Annotated in this window: 22 protein-coding genes; 6 read left to right on the top strand and 16 right to left on the bottom strand. The window is 60.6% G+C overall.

Annotated elements, in window-relative coordinates; all coding sequences use genetic code 11:
* Position 1 precedes the first annotated feature (1 nt).
* From CKW26_RS02610 to CKW26_RS02595, 4 genes are all read right to left on the bottom strand, one after another.
* A complete protein-coding gene (locus CKW26_RS02610; protein ID WP_095047373.1) occupies positions 2 to 364 on the bottom strand; it encodes a DUF6124 family protein in 363 nt (120 codons plus the stop codon).
* 599 nt (positions 365 to 963) lie between these two features.
* Positions 964 to 1,326 (bottom strand): DUF6124 family protein, encoded by a 363-nt coding sequence (locus CKW26_RS02605; RefSeq protein WP_095047373.1) that lies wholly within the window; start codon positions 1,324 to 1,326, stop codon positions 964 to 966.
* Between the two features lie 889 nt (positions 1,327 to 2,215).
* Positions 2,216 to 3,004 carry a response regulator transcription factor gene (locus CKW26_RS02600; RefSeq protein WP_095047372.1) on the bottom strand — a complete coding sequence of 263 codons (789 nt, stop codon included), beginning with the start codon at positions 3,002 to 3,004 and terminating at the stop codon, positions 2,216 to 2,218.
* A gap of 126 nt (positions 3,005 to 3,130) precedes the next feature.
* Positions 3,131 to 3,601, bottom strand: coding sequence for a prepilin peptidase (locus CKW26_RS02595; protein WP_177409221.1), 471 nt, complete (start codon positions 3,599 to 3,601; stop codon positions 3,131 to 3,133).
* Positions 3,602 to 3,676: 75 nt separating this feature from the next.
* On the opposite strand from CKW26_RS02595, the gene CKW26_RS02590 reads away from it, so the two are divergent.
* Positions 3,677 to 4,120, top strand: a complete 444-nt coding sequence (locus CKW26_RS02590) for a TadE/TadG family type IV pilus assembly protein (RefSeq protein WP_095047370.1) — start codon at positions 3,677 to 3,679, stop codon at positions 4,118 to 4,120.
* Complete coding sequence (locus tag CKW26_RS02585; protein ID WP_095047369.1) at positions 4,117 to 6,870, top strand: PAS domain-containing sensor histidine kinase; 2,754 nt, start codon at positions 4,117 to 4,119, stop codon at positions 6,868 to 6,870. Before CKW26_RS02590 ends, CKW26_RS02585 begins: the two co-directional genes overlap by 4 nt.
* On the opposite strand, the gene CKW26_RS02580 is transcribed toward CKW26_RS02585, so the two are convergent.
* The 5 genes from CKW26_RS02580 to CKW26_RS02560 all read right to left on the bottom strand — a co-directional run bounded on the left by CKW26_RS02580 (position 6,867) and on the right by CKW26_RS02560 (position 11,352).
* Positions 6,867 to 8,855 (bottom strand): pilus assembly protein TadG-related protein, encoded by a 1,989-nt coding sequence (locus CKW26_RS02580; RefSeq protein WP_095047368.1) that lies wholly within the window; start codon positions 8,853 to 8,855, stop codon positions 6,867 to 6,869. The genes CKW26_RS02585 and CKW26_RS02580 overlap by 4 nt on opposite strands.
* Positions 8,856 to 9,060: 205 nt before the next feature.
* Entirely contained in the window at positions 9,061 to 9,618 is a 558-nt protein-coding gene (locus CKW26_RS02575; RefSeq protein WP_095047367.1) for a DUF4136 domain-containing protein, read from the bottom strand.
* Positions 9,619 to 9,673: 55 nt separating this feature from the next.
* On the bottom strand, positions 9,674 to 10,288 hold the full coding sequence (locus CKW26_RS02570; RefSeq protein ID WP_095047366.1) for a DUF4136 domain-containing protein: 615 nt from the start codon (positions 10,286 to 10,288) through the stop codon (positions 9,674 to 9,676).
* A 12-nt stretch (positions 10,289 to 10,300) separates the two neighbouring features.
* The gene (locus tag CKW26_RS02565; RefSeq protein ID WP_095047365.1) at positions 10,301 to 11,050 is read right to left on the bottom strand and encodes a methyltransferase domain-containing protein; all 750 of its coding nucleotides are present in this window, start codon (positions 11,048 to 11,050) and stop codon (positions 10,301 to 10,303) included.
* A complete protein-coding gene (locus tag CKW26_RS02560) occupies positions 11,050 to 11,352 on the bottom strand; it encodes a MazG-like family protein (protein ID WP_007914625.1) in 303 nt (100 codons plus the stop codon). Before CKW26_RS02560 ends, CKW26_RS02565 begins: the two co-directional genes overlap by 1 nt.
* 246 nt (positions 11,353 to 11,598) lie before the next feature.
* On the opposite strand from CKW26_RS02560, the gene CKW26_RS02555 reads away from it, so the two are divergent.
* Both CKW26_RS02555 and CKW26_RS02550 read left to right on the top strand, forming a co-directional pair.
* A complete protein-coding gene (locus CKW26_RS02555) occupies positions 11,599 to 11,892 on the top strand; it encodes a hypothetical protein (RefSeq protein WP_007914623.1) in 294 nt (97 codons plus the stop codon).
* 159 nt (positions 11,893 to 12,051) lie between these two features.
* Entirely contained in the window at positions 12,052 to 13,401 is a 1,350-nt protein-coding gene (locus CKW26_RS02550) for an MATE family efflux transporter (protein WP_095047364.1), read from the top strand.
* Here the strand turns inward: CKW26_RS02550 and CKW26_RS02545 are convergent.
* The 7 genes from CKW26_RS02545 to CKW26_RS02515 form a co-directional block, all read right to left on the bottom strand.
* A complete protein-coding gene (locus tag CKW26_RS02545) occupies positions 13,395 to 14,258 on the bottom strand; it encodes an alpha/beta hydrolase (RefSeq protein WP_095047363.1) in 864 nt (287 codons plus the stop codon). The genes CKW26_RS02550 and CKW26_RS02545 overlap by 7 nt on opposite strands.
* Before the next feature lie 17 nt (positions 14,259 to 14,275).
* Positions 14,276 to 15,070, bottom strand: a complete 795-nt coding sequence (locus CKW26_RS02540; protein WP_095047362.1) for a DUF4123 domain-containing protein — start codon at positions 15,068 to 15,070, stop codon at positions 14,276 to 14,278.
* A complete protein-coding gene (locus CKW26_RS02535; protein WP_095047361.1) occupies positions 15,067 to 16,410 on the bottom strand; it encodes a type VI secretion system Vgr family protein in 1,344 nt (447 codons plus the stop codon). The genes CKW26_RS02540 and CKW26_RS02535 overlap by 4 nt, the downstream gene beginning before the upstream one ends.
* A 233-nt stretch (positions 16,411 to 16,643) precedes the next feature.
* On the bottom strand, positions 16,644 to 18,557 hold the full coding sequence (gene speA / locus CKW26_RS02530) for an arginine decarboxylase (protein WP_038360569.1): 1,914 nt from the start codon (positions 18,555 to 18,557) through the stop codon (positions 16,644 to 16,646).
* A gap of 219 nt (positions 18,558 to 18,776) precedes the next feature.
* Positions 18,777 to 19,148 (bottom strand): translation initiation factor Sui1, encoded by a 372-nt coding sequence (locus CKW26_RS02525; RefSeq protein ID WP_007914613.1) that lies wholly within the window; start codon positions 19,146 to 19,148, stop codon positions 18,777 to 18,779.
* Between the two features lie 284 nt (positions 19,149 to 19,432).
* Entirely contained in the window at positions 19,433 to 19,990 is a 558-nt protein-coding gene (locus CKW26_RS02520; protein ID WP_095047360.1) for an NUDIX hydrolase, read from the bottom strand.
* A gap of 3 nt (positions 19,991 to 19,993) precedes the next feature.
* Positions 19,994 to 21,061 (bottom strand): DUF2333 family protein, encoded by a 1,068-nt coding sequence (locus tag CKW26_RS02515; protein ID WP_016984927.1) that lies wholly within the window; start codon positions 21,059 to 21,061, stop codon positions 19,994 to 19,996.
* 425 nt (positions 21,062 to 21,486) lie between these two features.
* On the opposite strand from CKW26_RS02515, the gene gcbA reads away from it, so the two are divergent.
* Both gcbA and CKW26_RS02505 read left to right on the top strand, forming a co-directional pair.
* Complete coding sequence (gcbA, locus tag CKW26_RS02510; RefSeq protein ID WP_095047359.1) at positions 21,487 to 23,157, top strand: diguanylate cyclase GcbA; 1,671 nt, start codon at positions 21,487 to 21,489, stop codon at positions 23,155 to 23,157.
* A gap of 51 nt (positions 23,158 to 23,208) precedes the next feature.
* A complete protein-coding gene (locus tag CKW26_RS02505) occupies positions 23,209 to 25,155 on the top strand; it encodes a methyl-accepting chemotaxis protein (protein WP_095047358.1) in 1,947 nt (648 codons plus the stop codon).
* Positions 25,156 to 25,209 lie beyond the last annotated feature (54 nt).

Here is a 25,209-nt window from a genome sequence, read left to right as displayed (position 1 = left end):
ATCAGGTCTGCGGATCCACCCGATCCAGTGCCCGGTTTACCGCCAGCTCGGCCAGCATGATGATCTGCTGAATCGCCAGCGCGGTATTGCGTTCCGGGCGGCCCAACTGATCGGCAAAGTTACCGGCCAGTGTGTTGGCCGAAGCCAGGGATTCGCAGGCATGGGCGAGCAGGCTTTCGGTATCGATTTTCGGATGGATGAGGAACATCGTGGTGGGTTGGTGGGGTTTCGCGGGTTCGGGGCAGAGGTAGAAATCGAGGGCGCGTTTGATGGCCTCGCGGTTCTTGACGAGGTAGTCGGCGCGGATAGCTTCTTCGAGTGGGGTCGTGGGTTCGGTGGGTGGGTCGGGGATCAGTTTGTCCATAACAACTCCTACTTGGCTGAGGAGCCAACCTTTGTCGTTTCCACACGACAAAAGGTGGCAGCTGTACGCAGGGTGGAAAACCGATAAGTAGGCAACCGGCCAGACCGAAGCCTGCCCGCGCACAGCCGCCGCGACACAGTTTGCAGACGAAAGAAGACGCCGACAATGATTGCGGTAGCGATGCAACGCATCTACTTGAAATTCAGGTTTCCACACCCGGTCGCTGAATTGGCAGCGACAGCCAAAGACTAGAGAGCGCACGTCCGACGGACAACCTGAAAACCGTGTGGGAAGGTTCCGGTTATCTGGCACAAATTTAAACAGCCAAAAGCCAACCCTCACCCTAACCCTCTCCCAGAGGGAGAGGGGACCGACCGAGTTGTCTGGGAGAGCTACGCCGACGTGAAATATCGAGTCGAACTCAGGCTTTGAAAAACACACAAATCGGCCCCCTCTCCCTCGGGAGAGGGCTGGGGTGAGGGGCGAATCCAACGCAAATCAGAAGCCGCCTCCCCTGTGCTCTACCACAGCTGAAATGCATTTCAAAATGTAGGAGCGAGCCTGCTCGCGAAGAACGATGACGCGGTGTGCCTAGCGGGTCAGGTCTGCGGATCCACCCGATCCAGTGCCCGGTTTACCGCCAGCTCGGCCAGCATGATGATCTGCTGAATCGCCAGCGCGGTATTGCGTTCCGGGCGGCCCAACTGATCGGCAAAGTTACCGGCCAGTGTGTTGGCCGAAGCCAGGGATTCGCAGGCATGGGCGAGCAGGCTTTCGGTATCGATTTTCGGATGGATGAGGAACATCGTGGTGGGTTGGTGGGGTTTCGCGGGTTCGGGGCAGAGGTAGAAATCGAGGGCGCGTTTGATGGCCTCGCGGTTCTTGACGAGGTAGTCGGCGCGGATAGCTTCTTCGAGTGGGGTCGTGGGTTCGGTGGGTGGGTCGGGGATCAGTTTGTCCATAACAACTCCTACTTGGCTGAGGAGCCAACCTTTGTCGTTTCCACACGACAAAAGGTGGCAGCTGTACGCAGGGTGGAAAACCGATAAGTAGGCAACCGGCCAGACCGAAGCCTGCCCGCGCACAGCCGCCGCGACACAGTTTGCAGACGAAAGAAGACGCCGACAATGATTGCGGTAGCGATGCAACGCATCTACTTGAAATTCAGGTTTCCACACCCGATCGCTGAGTGTTCAGCGACAGCCAGAGACTAGAGAGCGCACGTCCGACGGACAACCTGAAAACCGTGTGGGAAGGTTCCGGTTATCTGGCACAAATTTAAACAGCCAAAAGCCAACCCTCACCCTAACCCTCTCCCAGAGGGAGAGGGGACTGACCGAGGTGTTTGGGAGAGCTACGTCGACGTGAAAGACCGAGTCGAATTCAGATACTGAAAATCACCAGATCAGCTCCCTCACCCTCGGGAGAGGGCTGGGCGGGCGGTGTTCCGATGAGGGGCAAATCCACCACAAAACTAAAGCCGAACACCCGCTCTTCACCACTCAATAGGCCGAGTGTCAGCTCGCCTGCTTTTGATCTTGGAGCCCGTCGGCAGGCTGAGTAGAGGGATTGATCCGGGGGTAGGCGCGCAGCGCCGTTCGACGAAGTCGAACACATCGAAAGGAGGTGCAGCGAAGCAAACCGGAAGCGATGCCCCCGGATCGATCCCGGAGCGAAGGAACCCCGAGCCCCAGCGAGCGGGCCGAACGTCAGGGCGCAGACCTTTTGGTTACTTTTGGGGCGTTTGCCAAAAGTGACCCGCTGTAAGAGCGGAACCGTCAGCGGCAACCCCCGCAGCAACGGATATTCACCCAAAAACCCAAGAACCTGGTCGGCCCAAAGGCCGCCAAGTCAATGCGCCGTAACCCGCTGCCGCAAAGCAGAAGCACTAGGCGACAAAGCCAAAGCCAACTGCGTCCGATTATGCATATGCGTCAACCGCAACACCTGCGAAACATAAAGCTTCACCGTGTTCTCGGTAATCCCCAACTCACAGGCAATCTGATAATTGGTCTGCCCCTTGCCCACCAACCGCGCCACATCCAATTGCCGCGGCGACAACTGATTGAAAATCTCCGGCATCTCCTGAGCCTCAGCCTCGACAGGCTCACCGCCCAACACATCACGAACCACCGCCGAAGGACTACGCCGCACCTTGTCCAGATCCTGATAAAGGTCATCAATCGACTCAGACAGATACTGCAACTTCTGATTCAAATGCCCCAATTGCAGATTCTTCTGCCGCTCCTGCAGCGCCGCCTCCTGACGCCGCACCCCGTCGAGCAACTCATCCAGATCAATCGGCTTCTGATAATAATCGGCAATCCCGGCACGCAATGCCTTGATCACATCCTGCTTGTCGGCACGCCCAGTGAGCATGATCGCCTCGAACACCCGACGCTTGTCCGCCAAACGCTGCAACGCCTGAATCAGTTGAATGCCATCCATGTCCGGCATGTGCAGATCACTCAGCACCAGACCGATTTCCGCGTCCTCACTGAAACACTCGATCGCCTGCAGACTGGATTCGCACGGCACACAGCGATAACCATTGCTTTCAAGAAACTCGCACAGCTCCTCCACGATCAACGGCTGATCGTCGACCACGAGGACTTTTACCGCAGACGTAAGCTTGTTCACGTGCTACTCCATGTCCCAGGCCAAAGCTGACCATTCCTGTACTGTCAGCCTTTGGCTGTATAACCAGTTCATTTGAAAGTAGACGTACTTTCCGACTATGTACATAGAACTAGTGGCGCTTGGCGACTAGTGGATCCAAAGCATAACGAGCACTGCACCGACCAGCACGAACGGTGCAAATGGCAGCTTTTTTGACACGCCGGGGGCCAGATATCGCAGACGTTCTCTAAGCCCTTGACTCATATGGAGCCAGACTCTTGGCGCCAGCAGCATCCAGATCAGGCTGGCGACGCCCGCACCGATAAATACGCCAAGAATAAACAGACCGTCCGTCGCAAGACCGAGGGCTGTCATTAATTTCACATCGCCGGCGCCCATACGGCCCATGAAAAAACCCGGCAGGGTCAGCGCCAGCGCGATCAGGCAGGCCCAACCGCCCTGCTCCGCCTCAGCGCCCAACCAAGTGTTGCCGGTCCACAACAGATAGATCAGCGCCAGCGCCGCCGCACCGAGCGTCAGCCCATTGGCAATGCGTCGCTGGCGGGCATCTTGCGCCGCGCACAGGCCCAGCCAGATCAGGAGGAGAAAACTGTACATCCGGTAAAAACCGTCCATTTTTGCGGAATGATTCTATGCTGAGACTACGCAGTGACAGTCAGGGTAGACGCACTCATGAAAACCGGCTTTCGCAAGTCGCAAAAAGGTGCGGTGGCGATTGAGTTCGCCTTGGTGTTCATCATCTTTTTCGCCGTGTTTTACGGCCTGGTCAGTTACAGCCTGCCCTTGGTGATGATGCAATCGTTCAATCAGGCCACGTCCGAAGCCGTGCGCCGCAGTGTCGCGGTCGATCCCAACACACCCAACTATTCAACCGTGGTGATCAACACCGCGAATGCCACGCTGACCCAGCAATTGTCCTGGATTCCGCCGGTCTTCAACCTGGTGATCGGCGTTGATACCAACACCCAATACAGCGCGTCAGGCCTACTGACGGTGCGCGTGGATTATCCGGTCAGCAAGTTGAATCAGGTCATGCCGTTTCTGGTGCTTCCGGTGGTTGGTACAGTGCCCAATCTGCCCACCTATCTGACCGCCAAATCGAGTCTGCAATTTTGACGTCGGGGGACAAGCTCTTCGGGCGCTTGCTCAAACGCACACCACCCGCCGCCCACGAGTTGCCCGACCCACTCGGCTCACCCGCGACAGGCTTGCACCTGTACCTGAACGACGAGGGTGACGTGCTGCAAATGGCCGGGCCGCTGCGGCATCTGCTGGCGCAGTTCAAACCTCAAGATCAACCCTTGCCACTCAGCACTTATCTGATGCCCCACAGCACGCTGACCATCGAAGGTCGGCCGAGGGAGTGGCTGGGGCTCTTGCTGGATCTCGATTTTTTCGGTCTCGCCGAGCAAACCGTGCACCTGCGTGGCTGGGTACAGCCGCTGGGCGACGGCTGGCTGATGCAGTTGATCGACATCGCTGACTTGCTGCTTGAACGCCAACAATCGCGTCAGCGTGATGCCTGCCAATTGATCGCCGGGCAGGTCAGCGAACAGTTACGCGCCTGCAGCCAAGTGCGTTTGCCGGTGATCGTCAGCGAACAATTGCAAATGATCGCCCAGCGCTGGCATATCCCCTGTCTGGCGCTGGCCTTGCTCGATGATGAGCAACAGGGCTGGCAAATCCATCGCCAGTATCGCGCCCACGATGCGCCGGATCTGTGGCATGACGGGCAGCGCCTGGGCACGCCATTGGACAGCCTTAACGGTGCCGCGCCGCAACGCGTCGGCGCGCAGCATGGCCTCGATGCACATTCGCGGGTGCAGGCACTGTTCGGCAGTGCCGAAGGTTTCGCGGTGCCGTACAGCGATGAGCGCGGTGTGGTGGCCTGGCTGCTCTGCGGTTTTTATCCCGTGGACAGCGTCGCGCCATACCTGAGCGAGCGCGACTGGATGACGCTGGCCGGCGCGCTGGCCGGGCCGTTGCTCGGCCGCCTGCGCGAACAGCAGCATCACTTACAACTGGAGCGCATCGAAGCGTTGCAAACCCTGTTGGGTGCAGGCTGGTGGGAGATTTTGGCAGGCGACAAGCACATTCAACTGGCACCCGCGCTGGCGGCGGTCTTGGACGTGAACCCTGGCGGATTACCGCTGGAAGACTGGCTGACGCAAATCCATCCCGCCGACCGCGACGAGTTGCGCAGCCGTCTGCAAGCCTTGCAACAACACGGCGAAGCCCTGACGTTATCGGTACGCCTGCGCGGTGGTAATAACGAGCAGGCGCCCACGTGGTATCGCGTGCAGGGCCAAGTGATTGGCAACGGCACGCAACGGCGGTTGGTCGGTTTCATGCTCGACATCAGCGACATCCAGAACCAGCAACAACGGGCTGCCGCCGCGCATGCACGGCTGGACAACCTGATCGCCAGTTCGCCCGCGGTGATTTACGTCCAGCACTACCACGAAGGTGCACTGATCCCGGCGTTCTTCAGTGCCAGCCTGCAACCCTTGCTGGGGTGGAACCTTGAGGACTGCAGCGACGGCGCTCTGGTCGAGATGATCCATCCCGAGGATCGCGATGTGTATTTCGCCCGCAGCCGCCAGTTGCTGCGCGAAGGTTCGGTGCGCAGCCGTTATCGACTGCGCGACCGTCGCGGCGAGTATCACTGGTTGCTCGATGAAGCCCGTCTGCTACGCAATGACCTCGGCCTGCCGGTCGAAGCGGTCGGTTTGTGGCTAGACGTCACCGAGGCGACCCTGGCAGCCGAACAGGTGAAAAAGAGTGAAGAGCGCTATCGGATTCTGGTGGAAGACTCGCCGGCAATGATCTGTCGCTATCGCCCGGATCTGATTCTGACCTTTGGCAACCGGCCGTTGGCGAAGTATCTGGAATGCACGCCGGAGGAACTGCCAGGGGTCGATCTGGGCAGCTGGATGTCCGAGGAACAACGTACTGCGTTCGTCCAGCGTCTCGCTGCACTGACCGTGGAGCAACCGGTGAGCACCGCGGAAATCAGCCTGCAACTGCCAGGCAGAGAACATGCCTGGTGGGTGTGGTCCGATCGCGGCGTGTTCGATGAGCACGGCCAGTTGATCGAAGTGCAAGCGGTGGGCCGAGACAACACCGAGGTGCGCCGCTCGCAACAGCAACTCACACAAAGCGCGAAAATGGCCACCCTTGGCGAAATGGCCACCGGCCTCGCCCATGAAATCAATCAGCCGCTGAACGTGATGCGCATGGCCATCGTCAACGTGCTCAAGCGCCTGGGCAACGGCGATGTGCAGGTCGATTACCTGACCGACAAACTCAACCGCATCGATGCGCAGGTGCAGCGGGCAGCGAAAGTCGTCGATCACATGCGCGTATTCGGCCGACGTTCGGAGATCGAGCAGCAACTGTTCAACCCGGCCTCGGCCATCGAAGGCACGCTGTCGCTGCTGGCCGAAGGCATGCGCGGCAAAGGCGTGGACTTGCGCATCAGCGAGACCGCGTTCGAGGTTCAGGTGCGTGGCTACGTCGATCAGCTTGAACAAGTGTTGATCAACCTGATGGTCAATGCGCGCGACGCGTTGCTGAGCAAACGCGAGAAGGATTCATCTTTCAAACCGTGGATTTCGATCTATGCCGAACGCGATGAACAGTGCGTGCGCCTGTGGGTCGAGGACAACGGTGGCGGTATCGATCCACGCTTGCTGGAGCGGATCTTCGAGCCGTTCTTCACCACCAAACCGATCGGCGTCGGCACCGGGCTGGGGCTGTCGGTGAGCTACGGCATCATCGACAACATGGGCGGCGAGTTGAGCGTGCGCAACTCGGTCGAGGGCGCGCGGTTCTGCATCGAGTTGCCGGTTGCCGTGGACGCCTAGATCACCAGATAGGCCTTGCCGGTCTGGCCGCAGGTCATGTTGGCACCGACGTCGACATCCATCAGGTTAATGCCCAGGCCTTTGAGCAGGTTGTTCAGCAGCGGGTCGAGCAACGGGCTGACCAGGTTGGTCACCACCGGCAGCAGTTTGCTGGTGACATCACTGATCAACGAGGCAACGCCGGTAACAACGGCACCCAATGGATTGCTGCCCTGGGGTTTGTAGACGATCAGGTTGATGCCCGCGAGGGTGTTCGACAGGCTGCCGACGATATTATTGGTCGGCACGGCGGGCAGCACGCTCGGTAGCAATTTGAGGTTGGCCGGGGTGGCGAACGGTGTGCCGCTGGAGAACACCAGATCCTGGGTGTTTTGCGCGACGCTGGTGTCGAGCATGATCGCAATGCCGCCAGCGCCGTATTGAATATGGGTGGAGGGGTCGCAAGTTCCGATGCCCAGGATCTTGTGGCACGTGACGATTCCCAGGTCAACCAACGGTAATGGCGTGACAGTCGGTTCGGCGGCCGAGGAAAAGGCGTTGGAAGGGTCGATCTTGCCGAGTTTGAGGTCGGCAATGGATGTGATGGTGTGGGCAGTCAGGCTTTTCGTGCCTGTTGTCCCGGTTGGGCAGCTGTAATCGGTGACATAGCTTTTCGCGCCACCAGCATCCAGGCTGATGTCAATTTCGGGGGATGGCAATAGGAGTGGGTCGAGTTGCTGGCAACCGGCGCAGGCGACCGAACTCAGGACTGCTACCAGATTCAGACTCAGGACCGCATTGAGCGTCGGCGTCAGTCCCGCGACCAATCCCAACACCGCATTGGTCAGCCCCGTGACCCCGGACAGCACCGGCAGGCTCACCGACAACATCGTGCGCACCTGCGCCGTACGCACATAAATCCGATCCGGCCCGGTCGGATTGACCTTGGCCCGCGCCGGATCGCCAATGGCGGAAAACTGCGGCGGCTCGATCACTTTCACCCGCACCGTGACATTCGCCAGCCCGAGCACGCTGATCGGCAACGTCGCCGCCACCGCACTCTTGCTGTTGGCCAGTTGCACCACGCCCTGAATCAGTTGCAGCAGTTGCAGATTGGCGTCCAGCCCTGCTGCCGTGGTCCCGGTCTGCAATTGCAGGATGTCACCCAGTTTGACCGGCGCCGCGTTGATCGCGGCCACCTGCAATTGGCCCAGCGCAGTGATCACCTGGGCGGTCGCACCATTGAGTTGCACCACCGTCGCGGCGGCCTGAATCAGTTGCGTCACCGTGGCCTGGGTATTGAGCAACTGCGTGTAGTTGCCGGCCGCGACGTTGAGATTGATCGCCAACTGATCAAGGTATTTCAGTAAGTTGATATCAGTGTTCAGCAGGCCGTCCCAGCCCAGTGCCGTGAGATTGACGTTACCACCGAGCAGCCCGGAAAACAGTGGATTGAGGATGTTCGACTGGGCTGTATCGATGCTCGTCAGCGTGCTGCGAATATTCAGCTGGGCGACCGTTGGCTGCGGTTTGGCGGCAACCGCCGAGGCGTTCAGCGTGGTATTGAGACTGACCGGTGTGCCGCTGAACAAGGCCTGTACACCACCGGCAAAACTGGTGGTCACTGTGCGACTGGCGACGACTTTGACCGCAGCCATTTGCGTAGCATCCACGGCGAACGTGCGCAAACCGCTGGCGGCAGTCACCAGGGTGCCGCACGTGGTGGCGAGGGTGTTGCTGGCGTCGACAACGTAGCCGTTGCGCACGGCGCTTTGCCCGGCGTAACTGGCAGCGCTCAGGCCCGGCAGGCAATCGCCGCCACGACTGACGGCCTCAAGGGCGGCGTTGTCCACCACCCGCTGCAATTTGCGTTGTTCCATGTACAAGCGGCCGGTGTCGACCACCAACAGCAGCATCACCACCGCCAGACTGAGGGTGGCTGCCGCCATCAAGCCAATCGCCCCGCGCTGCCGGGCCGGGCTGGTGAATCGCGAACGAGGCGACATGGCGCACTCCTTTGCCGCAAGCTCCATTGGTGCAACTGAGTGTAGACGCGCAATCCCCCGTAGGAGCTGCCGAAGGCTGCGATCTTTTGATCTTGGCCTCTAAAAAGCAAAATCAAATGATCGCAGCCTTCGGCAGCGCCTACAGGGGGTCGTCGCAGGGCCAAAAAAATGGGAACTCAAGGGCTCCCGTTTTTCCTGAACAGATTCAGCGCGGTGGATAGTTGGCCAGAATCCGCCCGACCGTCTCGCGGATGGCATTGCTGCGATCCTGCGGATTCGGCCGGCTGGCGAGCATCTGCTCATCGCTGCCGCGCCACACCAGTTTGCCGTCCTTGCCGTCGAGCAGGTCGATCTGGATGGTCGCGACCTTGTAGGTGATGTTGCGCGTTTCGTTGTACATCGGTGCGCCCCAGTAACCATTCCACGGGCCACCCCAACCACCGCCGTAATTGGTCGTCACTTGTTGCTGACGATCTTCGACAATCAGATAGGTCTGCACACTCAAATCACCCTTGGCCCCCGCCGCCGCAGGACGCAAACCACGCTGGTCGAGCTGATCGGCGACGGCCTGGCGGATGCGCTGTTCGGTCAGGTCGCTTTTGATTCGTGGATCATCGGGGCGATATTGCAGGGCGGGGTCTTTCCAGCTCCAGCTGCGATAGGCGGCAAAGTCGCGGCTGGCATCGAAGTCGTGGTTGACCTGGTTGGCGGCGCAGGCGCTGAGCAGCGCGGCCATGGCCAGTAAAGCGAGACGGCGGAACATGGTTTTTCTCCGGTTGAAGACATGAACCTGCGGCAGCTTCCCCGTTGGCAGAAAGCTAACTCGGAGGATACGCCGACATGGCCTTTTCCACAGCTTCGCGGATCGAATCGGTGCGATCGATTTCGCTGCCCTTGTTCGCGGTTTCGGCACTGGCACTCCAGACCGGTTGCCCGCTGCCGGCATCGAACAGATTGACCTGCACTACCACGACCTGCTCCGAATACGTGCGCACGATCGGCACCGTGTTGTACATGCCGTAACCGCGGCCGTAGCGATCATAGCCGCCGTATCCGCCGCCGTAATAACCGTAGTCGTCCTGGACCTGCCGCAAACGCGTTTCCAGCCGCAGATCGGCGCTGACCAACAGGTCGGCCGGGCGGTTGTCGTGCAACGGGCGCAAACCGCGCTGATCGAGGGCATTGCTCACCGCTTCGGCCACTTGCGCCGAGTCCGCCCACGCCGTACCCGGCGGCAACTGCCCGTTGAGCCAGGCCCAACTGCGATAGCGTCCGTAGTCACGCGGCGGCGCCGGGTAAGCGCTACGGTCGAAGGTGGTGGCGGCTTGCGCTGGCGCCGGCGGCAGGGGCCGCGACTGCGCCACGTAGGGGTTGCTGCCCTGGCAGGCAGCCAACCCCAGACAGATCAGCAATAACCCGGATTGAGCTTTCATGTCGCGCTCCGATCAGATCGGCCGGCAGATCCAGTGCAAGTAGCGCCCAAGCCCGGCGAAGCTTGGGTGACGGCGGTGAGCGAGTTCCATCTCGAGCAAATCCGCGAGTTCGGCGCGGGCCTGGAATTCCACCGGCATGTAGTCGTGGAAAACCCGGATCCCGCTCTGGGTTTCGACCTGCCACAAGCCTTCGAGTTGCGTTGCCAATTCCCGTGGATCGAGGGGCTGTTGCGGGGTCAGGCTCTGCTTTTCCCCGGCCATGCTGTTCTTGCGCATTTTCTTGAAATGGCCTTTGAGCAGGTTGCGGTAGATCAGCGCGTCGCGATTGTAGAACGCCAGCGACAACCAGCCGTCGGGCTTGGTGAGTTGATGCAGCACCGGCAGGATCGCGTGAGGCTCGGCGAGCCATTCGAGCACGGCGTGGCAAATCACCAGATCGTAAGGTTCAGTGAGTTGCCCGAGCAGTTCCTGCCACGGCGCCTGGATGAATGTTGCGGTTTGCCCGGCGTCGGCGAAGCGCTGGCGCGCACCGTCGAGCATCGGTGCGGCGGGCTCGGTGAAGGTTACGTCATGGCCGCGCTCGGCCAGCCACAGCGACATGTGGCCGAGGCCGCCGCCAATGTCGAGCACTCGCAACGGACGATCCGGCAGTGCCTCGATTAGGTCGGCCTGCAACACCGCGAGGCGAATCGCGCCTTTGGCACCGCCATAGATTTTTTCGGCGAACCGCGTCGCCAACTGATCGAAATGCCGGTCGCTCATCAGCTGAACCGCCGTTCGCTGTCGGCAAGCTTGGCGCGCACCACTTCATTCATGTCCAGGCCCAACTCGCTGCACAGCAGCAACAGATACAACACGATATCGCCGACTTCCTGCCCGGCGTGGGCGAGTTTGTCGGCGGGCAACTGGCGCGACTGGTCTTCCGTCAGCCACTGGAAGATTTCCACCAGTTCAGACATCTCAACGCTGGCGGCCATGGCGAGATTTTTCGGGCTGTGAAATTGCCGCCAGTCATTGCGGTCGCGAATGGCGTGCAGGCGTTCGGTCAGTTCAACAAGGTTCATCGGGCTCTCCTGAAGGCGTATAGCTTCGGGGGGATACCCACCAAAGGCAAGCGGCGCAGGTGATCTAATGTGGGAGCGAGCCTGCTCGCGAAAGCGGTGTGTCATTCAAACCCATCAGTTATCTGATCCACCGTATTCGCGAGCAGGCTCGCTCCCACACAGAATGGGTGCAAACCTTCTATCATGCAGGGAACTCGGCCACCCGCGTTGTGGCCCAAGGCTCAGCTCTTTCATCAGGATGCACACATGCAGGTAGAAAGCTTTTTCGAATGGCTCGGGCAGGCGCTCGGTTCGGTCATCCGGTTTATCGTCGATGGCCTCAGTGGCTTGTTCAACATTCTGAGCAATGCCGGTGGCAACTTTGTCGACGGGCTGGCCAAAACCCTGGGCATGGACACCTCGATCATCAGCATCATCGCCCTGATTGTCGGATTGATGCTGTTGTGGTCGGCGATTCGCGCGTTCATGAATGCGTCGATCATTGCCGGGATCATCTGGTTGTTGCTGGGGTTGTGGTTGCTTAGCTGGATTATTCACTAGCGCCACAAAACCTTGTAGGAGTGAGCCTGCTCGCGATAGCGGTGTGTCATTCGAAGCTGTTTTGACTGAACGGACGCTATCGCGAGCAGGCTCACTCCTACAGTGAATCGCGTTTCAGGCCAGAGGAATCGCTACAATGCCGCTCCCCAAGGAGCCCGCATGTCCACTCTGATCGCCGACTGGCGCAACCGCCCGACGCACCGCAAGGTCTGGGCACTCGCCGCGCCCATGATTCTGTCCAATATTTCCGTACCGTTGGTGGCGCTGGTCGACAGCACCGTCATCGGCCACTTGCCCCACGCCCATCAATTAGGCGCGGTGGCGGTCGGTGCCAGCCTGTACACCTTTCTCGCCTGGGCCATGGGCTTTCTGCGCATGGGCACCACCGGGTTTGCCGCGCAAGCCGCCGGGCGCAGCGACGGTGCGGCGTTGCGGCAGATTCTGTTGCAGGGCTTGCTGCTGGCGATGGGACTGGCGCTAGTGCTTGGCACTTTGGGTGTGCCGCTGAGTGGTGTTGCGTTGCACTTCATGCAACCGTCGGCGGAGCTGGATCAGCTCACTCGGGACTTCTTCCACACGCGGCTGTTCGGCCTGCCAGCGGCGCTGGCCAGTTATGCGCTGGTCGGCTGGTTCCTCGGCACACAGAACGCCCGGGCGCCGCTGGCGATTCTGCTGACCACCAACCTGATCAACATCGTCCTCAATCTGTGGTTCGTCATCGGCCTGGACTGGGGCGTGGTCGGTTCGGCGCGCGCCTCGGTGATCGCCGAATGGAGCGGCGCCCTGCTCGGCCTGCTGCTGACCCGCAAGGCGCTGCGCGCGTACCCCGGGCACATCGCTTGGGCAGCGCTGAGAATCTGGCAGAGCTGGCGCCCGTTGCTGGCGGTCAACCGCGATATCTTTATCCGCAGCCTGGCGCTGCAATCGGTGTTTTTCCTGATCACCGTGCAAGGCGCGCGACTGGGTGATTCGACGGTGGCCGCCAACGCGCTGCTGCTCAATGGCTTGCTGCTCACCGCGCATGCGCTGGATGGTCTGGCCCATGCCGTCGAAGCCTTGTGCGGACACGCCATCGGCGCCCGTGATCGTCTGGCCCTGCGTCGCTCGCTGGTGGTGGCTGGCGGCTGGTCACTGATCGCCAGCCTCGGCTTCGCCATGCTGTTCCTGCTGGCCGGGCACTTGTTCATCGAGATGCAGACTGATATCCAGAGCGTGCGCGACACCGCGTTCGTCTACCTGCCCTACCTCGCCGTGCTGCCGCTGATTGCAGTCTGGAGCTACCTGCTCGACGGTTTGTTCATCGGCGCCACCCGCGCGCGGGAAATGCGCAACGGCATGCTGATCACCGTGGTGCTGTTATTGCCGTTCGCCTGGGCGCTGCAAGGTCTGGGCAATCACGGGCTGTGGATATCTTTTCTGCTGTTCATGGTGTTGCGTAGCCTGACCCTCGGTGCGCAAGCCTGGTGGCTCAAGCGCAACGATGGCTGGTTCAGTGGCGGCGTTCACTGACTCGGCGTGTGGGCGATAAACCCGACCACCTGATCGAGCACCGGCGCCAGACGCCGCAACGGCCGCGACAGGGTCGCTACCAAGGTTATGTGGCTGGGCCGCGAGTAATACAAATCCTGCGCCGGCACACCGGCCTCGCGCAGCTTGCTCGCAAGGCCACCGGTGTTGCGCGTCGGGTTGACCAGATCATCCCGGCTTGCCGCAATCAACAGCGCAGGCGGTGCGCCGCGACTGACATGGTTGATCGGCTGCGACTGCGGCGGTGAATCCGGCCAGAAGAACACCGGACGCACCTCGGGATTCTTGATCGGCAGAAAATCATACGGCCCGGCCAGACCGATCCAGCCTTGTACATCCCTGGGCGACATGCCCACCGCCGCGAGCCATTCGCTGTCCAGCGCGAGCATTGCCGCGTTGTACCCGCCCGAGCTGTGTCCCATCAGATACAAGCGCTGCGGGTTGCCGGAAAACTCGTGGATATGCGCTTTGGTCCATGCCACCGCACGCGCGCCGTCTTGCAGGAACAGCGGATAGCGCACCTGTGGATACAAACGGTAATCCGCCACCACGGCAACAATCCCTCGGGATGCCAGCGCTTCGCCGACAAAGCGGTAGTCGACGCGCGAACCGCTGTTCCAGCTGCCGCCATAGAAAAACACCACCACCGGCGCGCCGGGCATCGGCTGATGCGGCACATACACGTCGAGCTTCTGCCGAGGATCGTCGCCATAGGCGATGCCCACGGTTTTGGCGTACGTGCTGTCCGGAGTCAACGCATTGAGCACCTGCACCGGCGAACAACCGCCCAGCACCAGCAGCAACACGATCCCCCACCCTTGCCGGAATAAACCTGCCATACGCGCCGAACCTCGCCTCAGGACTGATCGCTGCGCCACTGGCGCCGTACATGGTCAAGCCGCTGCTGCTGGGTCAGCCCCACCGGCGGTGGCACCAGCACGGCTCGCGGATGCAGCAAGCGTAGCCATAACCAGCCATCGAGCACGGTGCGGTCGCTGAATCCCAGCGTCAGGCCTTGATGCACATGGGAGGCCATCGTCGCGTAATCGGTTCCCAGCGATTGGCACCAGCGCCAGATATGCTGCTCCAGCAAGCAGGTTTGCAGGCGTTCGCGCTGGCGCCGGGTCAGGCTTTCTTCGATGCTCAGCGGCTCGACGGCTAGCCCCGGGTTGCGCAACTGCTGCCAGCCCAGACTGCCAATCGCCCGGTCGGCCCAAGTGCCACCGAACCAGCGCAGTTGACGGATCGGCCCGAGCCAGCGGCTCAGCTCAGCAGCATCGCAGGCATCGAAAAAATAGCTCGCGGTCTGCCGGTTGTAATAGCTGAGCAAAGCCCGGTGATTCAATCCAAACGACACCGTGAGCATGCGCTGCAAGTGACTCAGCAGTTGTTGCGCCGAAACCTCACTGCCCAGCAACAGCCCGCGCCAGGTGTTTGGGTCGCTGTGACACAACGCAGCCAATGCCGGGCAGTCGCGCAGCTCGATCAACACCGGGCCGTGCTCGCTGACCGGTTCGAACTCAGTGCCTTCGAACAGGCTGAAACACTGCACACCGGCAAAAGCCCGGTGCAGGGTCAGCAAGGCCTGCGGTGCATCCGGGCCATCGAGCAGCAGCCACTGCGCCATGGGCTCAAGCGCCGCGCCATTCATGTTGCGCCGCTCTGTTCAAGCGCGGTGACCAGTCGGCAACTGCACACCGATTGAGAGCAATGGTTGAAACTGCCGCCGCCGGGGATCAGGCACAACAGCAGCAACGGTTCACCGCAAGTCAGCAGTTGCTGCAAGCCGTCACTCACCAGGCTGTCGGGCAGAGGCAACGGCAGGTCATCATCGGTGTCGACAACGGCGGATGGCGGCTGCAGCACACCGCTGATCATCGGCTGATCCGGATCCCCCTCGAAGAAACTCACAACCACCTCGACACCCTCGCTCAGCGCCGCCATGGACACCTGCGCCAGGGACGGCGCAAGCGGTAGCCAACAATGACTCGGAGCGGCCCCTTCGCCCTGGTAGAGCCAGTCGAATTGCACCGCCACCGGGCGCATCCGGTCAGGCTGCGGTTCATCGACCGCCACCACCCAGGCCCGTTGCAGGCTGTGCATGCGTAGGCGCGATGGCGCTGTAGCCGATGTGTACGGCACTTGCACCGTGCCGAACAGGCGGTTGACGTAGGGAGGTTCACGGGATGGATCGGCGCGATGTTCAATGCGTGTCAGCAACCACGGCCGATTGCATTCAGCGAAGGGATGACCGGCCAACCGCAGCCAGTGACCGCTGCGCAACGCTGGCAGTTCACTCTGGCCTTCAGCCCGTTGCACACCCGATAAACTGGTCTCAATTGCACTTTGCAATTGCCATTGCCGCAACGCAGGAGACGTATCTTGCCCGTCGTCCCCGCGCGGATACTGCGCGGCACCGGCCACGGGTAACTGCGCCGGATCATCGGCGAACACCAGGCAATGCCGGTCGCGATCGTGTTCAAAGTAATAGTGAATCCGCGCCTGCGCGCACAAGCGCTGGAGCAGTTGCAGATCGGACTCGCGATACTGCGTGCAGAACGTCCGGGCCGGGTAGCCGGCAGACAGATCGAAGCGGCACTGGGCGCCGGCAATCCCGTGCTCCCTGAGCACTTGTTCGATGATCTGCGGCACCGAACGGCCACTGAAGATGCGTTGACTGAAGCGCAGCGCGAGGCAACCGAGTTTCGGCCCCAGACGGATCCGGCTCAATCTCGAGCCCTCTGCGTGTTCATGCTGGACAAGGCTCTGCAATTGCCCGTGCACGCCCTCCCCCGACGGCCCGAAACAGAGGAACGCCGAACGGTATAGCAGGCCGGCGAGATCCAGGTGCGGATCGTCGATCAACACATCGATCTCGAACGCAAAGGATTCGCTGAGGGCTTCGCTACCGGTAAAGGCCAGGACTTCGAAAGGGTCGGACAGGCCCGCTACATCGAGACGAAAGGACGACTCGTTGACTGGTTCGAACATGGGCGGATCTCTACAGGAGGGGCGGTCGGGGATTCTCGCCGAGAGCCATGGCCGAGTAGAGAGCTGAAGTACAACTTAGGAAATGACCTACGCGAAAAGCAGACCGGATGACTTTGCTGGCCAGGAATGCCATGGATTTCGCGAAGATTTTGGGAGATATCCCACCGAGTCATCCGAATTTTCCGCCACGCTCAGGAAAAATTCAGACAACCCGGCAAGATCGCCACCTGGCCTCAGGAAGACAGGTAGGAGGAGCGGGTCAGGCCCAGACGCAAGGCATCGAGAAATTGCGTGCGCTCGCTGGCACTGATGCGGGCACTGGCGCACTTGTCGCGGTAGTGAGTCATCAGTTCTTCCGGCGACAAGTGCACGTAACGCAGCATGTCTTCGATGGTGTCGTGGGTCTCGATACCGGCGTGGTACACGCTGCCATCGGCGTTCTGGTAGATGTTTACCGAGTCGGTGTCACCGAACAGGTTGTGCATGTCGCCGAGGATTTCCTGATAGGCGCCGACCAGGAACACGCCCAGCAGGTAGTCTTCACCTTCGTTCAAACCGTGTACCGGCAGGCTGGTCTCGATGCTCTGCTCGTCGACGTACTGATTGATCTTGCCGTCGGAGTCGCAGGTCAGGTCTTGCAGCACCGCGCGACGCAGCGGCTCTTCGTCGAGACGGTGCAACGGGATGATCGGCAGGACCTGATCAATCGCCCAGGTGTCCGGCAGGCTCTGGAACACCGAGAAGTTGCAGATGTACTTGTCGGCCAGCTTGTCGTTGAGTTCGTCGAGCACTTGGCGGTGCGAACGCTGACGGGCTTTCAGCGAGTTGTGCAGGCGACGGCAGACGGCGAAGTAGCACTGCTCGGCCAAGGCTTTTTCAGCCAGGGTCAGCTTGCCATCGGCGTATTGCGCGGCAACGTCGCTCATGTAGTGGGTGGCGCGCCAGTAGGTTTCGGTGACCATTTCGATGTCGGTCGGGCCGAGCAGGTCAACCAGCCACTGCACGGTTTCCGGCAGCGACTCTTTGTTTTCGATCTGCGGGATCTCGTCGTTGTGCTTCTCGACGTCGGTTACCTGCACCACCAGCATGGCGTGGTGCGCGGTCAGCGAGCGGCCGCTTTCGGAGAAAATGTGCGGATGCGGCAGGCTCTGCGCGTCGCAGAATTCCTTGAGCATGCCGACCACGACACCGGCGTAATCGTCCATGTCGTAGTTGATCGAGCTGGCGTTGCGCGAGTGCGTGCCGTCGTAGTCGACGCCCAGACCGCCGCCGACGTCAATGTGATCGACCGGCAGACCGAGATTGCGCAGCTCGCCGTAGTAACGGATCGCTTCCTTGAAGCCGTGCTGGTAGTCAGCCAGGTTGGCGATCTGCGAGCCCATGTGGAAGTGCAACAGGCGAATGCCCTGATCCAGGCCTGCCGCGCGGAAACGCTCAACCACCGACAGCAGTTGTGCTGCCGACAGACCGAATTTGGATTTCTCGCCACCGGTGTCCGCCCACTTCGACGACGCCAGCGACGACAGACGCACGCGCAGGCCGACCTGTGGCTTGACCTTGAGCGAGGCGGCTTCTTCGATCACCAGACCGACTTCGGATTCTTTCTCGATAACGATGAAGACATTGTGGCCGAGCTTCTGGCCCATCAGCGCCAGACGGATGAACTCGCGGTCCTTGTAACCGTTGCAGACGATGGTGCCGCCCTTCGGCGCCAGCGCCAGCACGGCCAGCAGCTCAGGCTTGGAGCCGGCTTCCAGACCGATGGAGACGTCCTGGGTGGCGATGATGTTCTCGATCACCGCTTCTTGCTGGTTGACCTTGATCGGGTACAGCGCGGTGTATTTGCTCTGGTATTCCAGGCGCTCGATGTTCGAATCGAAGGCACCGGTCAACTGACGGACGCGGTCTTGCAGAATGTCGGGGAAGCGAACCAGCAACGGCAAGGACAAACCGCTTTTGCGCAGTTGGTCGACTTGTTCGAACAGGTCGATAGGCGAGCTGCTCGGACCGTTCGGACGAACTTCGACGCGACCGGCGTCATTGATCGCGAAATACCCGGCCCCCCAATGGCGAATCCCGTAAACACTGCGGCTGTCCGCAACTGTCCATTGGCTGCCATCGTCTTTGCGTGTGCGTCGTACGGACATCGAAGTCCCCTATAAAGAAGTCATAGTGCGTCGCCTGATCTCAGGCCGGCGCATTCTAAAGAATGAAAATGACGGTTTGTCAGCGCGGCGGTAGACCGCACTGACTGCGTGGAGTTTAGAAACCGGTCATGAACAGGCTCTGTGAAAACCATGGAGACGACGCCGGATCTGAAGTGTTTCAGCGCCGGATCAAGCCGCAGGTGGTTTTCACAGAGGCTGCTAGCCGCCGGACTTCTTCGCTTTGAAACCGTGCTTGATCAGCTCAGCCAAGAGTAGCTCGACATGATCGCCCTGGATTTCGATGATCCCGTCTTTCAACGCGCCGCCGGTGCCGCAACGTTTCTTCAACGTTGTCGCCAGCTCCTTGAGCGCGTCTTCGGCCAGTGGCACGCCGGTGATGGTAGTCACCGTTTTGCCGCCACGGCCCTTGCTCTCGCGTCGCACGCGGGCAATGCCGTCGCCAGCCGGGATCACGGTTTGTTTGCAGATACAGGCGTCCACCGGCTTACTGCATTCCGGGCAATGACGACCTGCGTCGGTGGAAAATACCAGGCCGCCCAGGGCGGCGAAGGATGCGGCTTTTTTGGCCACCGGCAATCCTCTCGGGAGGACAAAGACTGATCGCGACCTTGGGCAAGGTCATCGACCGCGAAGCCCCACTCAGGCAGGGGCAGCGCTACTGCACCGATAAAGCGCCAAATGTAGGAGCTGTCGAATGAAACGAGGCTGCGATCTTTTGATTTCGACGCCAAAACAAAAAATCAAAAGATCGCAGCCTGCGGCAGCTCCTACAAAAAGCACTCGCGGTGCAGCTTGAAAAGGTCGCGCAGTGTAACGGCAAAAATCCCGATTGCTAAGTGCCAATCGGCGCCAATTTATGTGTTCTTTGCGACGTCGCTTTGTTGCGCCTTGAGATAGCGCTTCAATGCGGCCAGAGAGTCCGGGCAATAAGGCTTCTGCTGGATTTCCTGCAGCACCTGCTCGACCGGAATAAAGCGCGCTTCCAGCACCTCTTCCGGTTGCAGTTTCAACGGGCCGTCCCATACGGCAGAAAACGCCGAGCACCACAGGCGATTGCCGGTGTCCTCAAAATAGAAATGGTCATGAGCCGTCAGTTCGACGCCGCTGACGCCCAATTCCTCTTCCAGTTCACGGGCCGCTGACTCGGCGTAGGTTTCGTCTGCCTGGACCATGCCGCCCGCCGCGACGTCCCAGTAGCCGGGATAAATCGCCTTGCTCAAGGTGCGCCGGTGCACGCACAGCTCACCGGCGGAATTGAACAACATGATGTAGGTGCCACGGCCAATCAGTCCGCGCTCGCGCAAATCGGCGCGCACGAGCGCGCCGAGCAGGTTGTCCTGCTCATCGACCCAGGCGATCTGTTCGGCATCCGAGGCGGCGCGATGGGCCGCCTCTTTGGCGTTGTGGCTCATGAATCAGCCCTGATTGAGCAGTTGACGCAAATCGATCACCGCGGCGTTGGCCCGGGAAATATAGTTGGCCATGACCAGCGAGTGGTTGGCCAGCACGCCGAAGCCGCTGCCGTTAAGAATCATAGGACTCCAGACCGGCTCCTGCGAGGCTTCCAGTTCACGGATGATCTGACGCACGCTGACGGTGGCGTTCTTCTTCGCCAGCACATCGGCGAAATCGACTTCAATGGCGCGCAGCAGGTGCGACAGCGCCCAGGCCTGACCGCGGGCTTCGTAGAACACGTTGTCGATCTGCATCCACGGGGTCTCGACGACTTCTTCGTCAACCTGCGGCACTTCGCCGATCGCCGGCACTTCGGTTTTCAGCGCGGTATTGAGTTTGACCCGGCCTACGCTGGCCGACAGGCGTTGCGACAGCGAACCGAGACGGGTGCCGACATCGCCCAGCCAGTTGTTCAGGTTGTCGGCGCGAGCATAGAACAGCGCGTTTTTCTGGGTTGGATCAGACAGGCGCGCCTGATAACGACTCAGCGAGTTGATGCCCTCCTGATATTCCGACTCACTCGACGGCAGGATCCAGCTCTTGTTGTCGAAGTTGAAACGCGGCTCGGCCTTGGCCAGATCGGCATCTTCCGCCGACTGCGACTGCGAACGGGCAAAGTCTTTACGCAGGGCACGGGTCAGGTCACGCACCTGTACCAGCACGCCGTACTCCCAGCTTGGCGTGTTGTCCATCCACAGGCCCGGCGGGAAGCGGTCGTTGGAAATGTAGCCGCCCGGCTTGTTGAGCAAGGTGCCGGCAACGGTCTTCAGGGTTTCGACGGTGGTGTAGCCGATCACCATCTGCTTGCCTTCTTTCTCGGCCGCCACTTGCGCGTTTTGTGCGACCGGAAACAGCGCCGGCTCCTGGCTCCAGTACCAGCCAAGGCCAATGGTCACCAGCAGGTAGATGCCGATCAGCGTGGCCAATGCACGGCTGAACAGCAATCCGCCAACATAGCTGCGGGTGGCCGACTTGGGTTCGGCGGCACGTTCAGGCGCGCTGCCCGCGCGGTTTTTCCAGTCCAGCATGGCGATATCCTTTCAATCACTTGGGTTCAACGGTTCGACCACAACCATACAACAACGTGCCGAGGCCGGGCACCCGCGCGTAAAGATAAGCCGCAATTCGTATGGGCGAATGACGCTTCGACGATGACTAAGGGAATCCCCGATGCCCATGCTTCAGCCCATCGGATTGAAAACCATCGCAAAGGTCATTCACTGCACGGATAAAAGCACCACTGCCCCGTCATCCTGATCACCCAGCTTAGTCAGGGAGTGCCCGGCCGACGGGGACTTGTCAGACACTCAGGTCAAAAACAAAACCGTACGGTCAGAAACTGAATGGTGACGCATTGCAGATTATTGACGTACGACACTCGTGTAAGGGAAAAGAGGTGCTAGCATAGAGCCACCAGTCGATCTCAGCATGCAGCCTAACTAGTAGTCAGGATATGACCGAGCCAGAAGACCCCAGCCGTGAGCGTCTCAAGCACCACTTTGCCCAGCGGGTAATTCATCAGGCACGTCAGATTCTTGAGATATGGCAGCGCCTGCAACGCACTGAGTGGTCCAATGTCGATCTCGCCGAACTGAGCGAGGCCAACCTGCGCCTGCTGCGTTTTGCCGAGCGCTTCGAACAGCCCGAACACACGCAGCTTGCGCGCCATATCAGCCAATCGCTGGAAGCGGTGGACGCCAATCGCGGTCGCCTGAGCAGTGGCTTGATCACCGACCTCAATCGCTTGATGCAGCGCTTGTCACGCACCGGCCTGCGCCATGGCGATCAACTCGACCAGACTTTCCTGCCACCGCTGCGCAAACCGATCTATGTGATGCTGCAAGATCACGACCGCGCCGAACGCCTGGCCAAACAACTGGAATTCTTCGGTCTGAGCGCGCAGGCGCTGGACAGCGTTTCGGCGTTTCGCTCCTCGATGGTCGAGCGCCTGCCCGCGGCGATCGTCATGGACGTCGATTTCAGCGGCGCCGGCATCGGCCTGAAACTCGCCGCGGAGGCTCAGGTCGGTTTGGAAGAACCGCTGCCGCTGCTGTTCTTCAGCCTGCACGAAACCGACACGCCAACCCGTCTCGCCGCCGTGCGCGCCGGCGGCCAGGAGTTCCTCACCGGCACCCTCGAAGCGTCGAGCCTGCTGGAAAAGATAGAAGTCCTCACCTGCGTCGCCCAGTACGAACCTTATAAAGTGCTGATCATCGACGACTCGCGTGCGCAGGCCTTGCACACCGAGCGCCTGCTCAACAGCGCCGGCATCGTCACGCGTACCTTGATCGAACCGATTCAGGCGATGGCGGAACTGGCCGATTTCCAGCCCGACCTGATCATCCTCGACATGTACATGCCAGCCTGCACTGGCACCGAACTGGCCAAAGTGATTCGCCACAACGATCGCTATGTCAGCGTGCCGATCATTTACCTGTCTGCCGAGGACGATCTGGACAAGCAGCTCGACGCCATGAGCGAGGGCGGCGATGACTTCCTGACCAAACCGATCAAGCCGCGCCACCTGATCACCACCGTGCGCAACCGCGCCGCCCGCGCACGCAACCTCAAAGCACGGATGGTCCGCGACAGCCTCACCGGTCTGTACAACCACACGCACATTCTGCAATTGCTCGAAGACTGCTCGTTCCGCGCCCGCCGCGAGAACAAGCCATTGAGCTTTGCGATGCTCGACATCGACCATTTCAAACGGGTCAACGACAGCCACGGCCACCCGATGGGCGACCGGGTGATCAAGAGCCTCGCGCTGTTTCTCAAGCAGCGTTTGCGCAAGACCGATTTCATCGGCCGATACGGCGGCGAAGAGTTCGCCATCGTCATGCCCGACACTGATATAGAAGCCGCGCACAAAGTGCTCGACGAGATCCGCCAGCGCTTCGCTGAAATCCATTACCCGGCGCAGCCGCAGGATTTGTGGTGCACCTTCAGCGCCGGTGTGGTGGAAATGCACGATGACTGCGACAGCCTGATGATGGCCAGTCAGGCCGACGAAGCGCTGTACCGGGCCAAGGGTGCCGGGCGCAATCGCGTGCAGACCGCGCGCGAATCAAAGCAAAGTGCCACTTTTTCATCGGATTCCACTGATTCGGTCATAACCCTGTAACAGAACCGCAATAAATTCAGGCGCTTACCATTTCTGCCGTTGGTAGCCGTCATGCGCCTGAAGTTGCTCACCAATCTCAATACCCTGCTGTTGGTCGCCGTGTGTCTCGCACTCGGCGCGACGCTGTGGTGGTCGCAAAAAGCCCTTGAGCGCCCGTACCTGTTGATGGAGCGCTATCTCGGTCTGTCGCAACAATTTCAGAACGAGGTGGCACGCAACGTCGAGGATTACCTCGCCAGCGGCGACGCCTTGCGCCTGAGCAGTGCCAGTCAGGCCATCGACAATTTGCAGAAAGAACTCGGCGAACTGCCGCCCGCGTTGGCCGAAACCTTGCGCCCGAGCCTTTCAGGGCTTGAAGAATTCAGCAAAACCGACTTGCTCGCCGCCGGCAAGCTGGCCGGTGATCCGCAGGCGTTGCTGTTGCAGGCTGAGCGCGAACTGAGCGCCAGCCTCGATCAGCTCAGCACTTACGCCAACGGCAACGCGGCTTATCTGACGCCGTTGCTCGTCGCCTCTCAGCACTTAGGCAAACTGTCACTGGCGCGAGACAAACTGGTCAGCAGCGGACGCAGTGAGCTGGCCGCCGATGTTGAGCGCGAAGTCACCAATATCCGCTCGCAAGCTCAGGTAATTGAGGCCCTGCCCTTGCTCGGTGTTGTCGCCAAAAGCGAATCGGGCAGTGATGACTTTGCGGCAATGATGGGCATCGAGAACAGCGAAAAAACCGTCGCCGAAGACGCTGGTGTCGGGCTCAAACGTGAGCTCAACAGCTTGCTCGGACGCTATCCGGCGGAGCTGGCACGCACACGAGATCAGATCCAGAAACGCACCGACCTCAGCACCGCCACCCACCAGAAAATCGCCGCCGTGCAGCAGGCCATCGCCGGACTTGAGCCGGTCGTGCGCGCGCAGCACGGGCAAATTCAAGGCGAAGTGCGGCTGATGCAAGGCGTGATGATCGGCTTGATTCTGCTGATTGCGTTGCTCATCGACACCTTGCAGCGGCGGCTGGCCCGCACGCTGACCAATCTCGCTCCGGCGCTGTCGAACTGGGCCGAAGGCGATTTCAGCCGCGACATTCATTTGGGCAAAACCAACCGTGAACTGCACGACATCGAGGCCTCGCTCAATCGCTTGCGTGCCTACCTGGTGGACTTGGTTGGGACAATTCGCGGCAATGCCGAACAAGTCGCAGGCAGCAGTCGCACGCTCGCCGAACTAAGCAACGACTTGCACAGCGGCGCCGAACATCAGGCCGGTGACACCGCGCTGATCCGCGATTCACTCGGCGAGTTGGAGGCGACGATTCAGCAGGTCGCTGGCGATGCGCAGCAGGCGGCGGATGCCAGCCGTCATGCCGGACTGGCGGTCGAGCATGGCCAGTCGGTGATTGGCCAAAGCCTCACCGGCCTGCACGCGCTGGTCGGTGAGGTTCAGGGCAACGCGCAAATGATCGAGCATTTGGCCGAGGAGTCAGCGACCATTGGTGGCGTATTGACGGTGATTCGCTCGATTGCCGATCAAACCAACCTGCTGGCGCTTAACGCGGCGATCGAAGCGGCGCGTGCCGGGGAAATGGGTCGAGGATTTGCCGTGGTGGCTGAAGAAGTGCGCTCGCTGGCACAACGTACAGCCGGCGCAACTGCCGAGATTCAAACCCTGATTGCCGGCCTGCAAACCGCTGCTCGTCAATCGGTCGAAGGCATGCGCGCACAGGTCGAGCACGCCGAAGCCACGGCCAATCAGGCGCAAGCGGCGGATGGCGCGCTGGATAAAATCGTCGGCGCGATCCAGACCATTTCCGACACGGCGATCCGCATTGCCGACGTCACGGCGCAGCAGAGCGGCGCGGTCAGCGAGATTCGCGATCACAGTGAGCGGATTCATCAGTTGGGTGGGGATAATCTGGTGCGGATCGGCCGCGGGCGTGAGCAGGGTGAGAATCTGCTGGTATTGGGCGGGCAACTGCATACGGCCGTTCAGGCATTTCGCGTCTGATGAACCGCCTTCGCGAGCAGGCTCGCTCCCACATTGGAATATGTACCCCTGTGG

This window comes from Pseudomonas sp. Irchel s3h9, from assembly GCF_900187475.1.
GTDB classification, from domain to species: Bacteria; Pseudomonadota; Gammaproteobacteria; order Pseudomonadales; family Pseudomonadaceae; genus Aquipseudomonas; species Aquipseudomonas neuropathica.
Note: the sequence above shows the minus strand (reverse complement) of the source record. Positions and strands in the feature narration are given on the sequence as shown.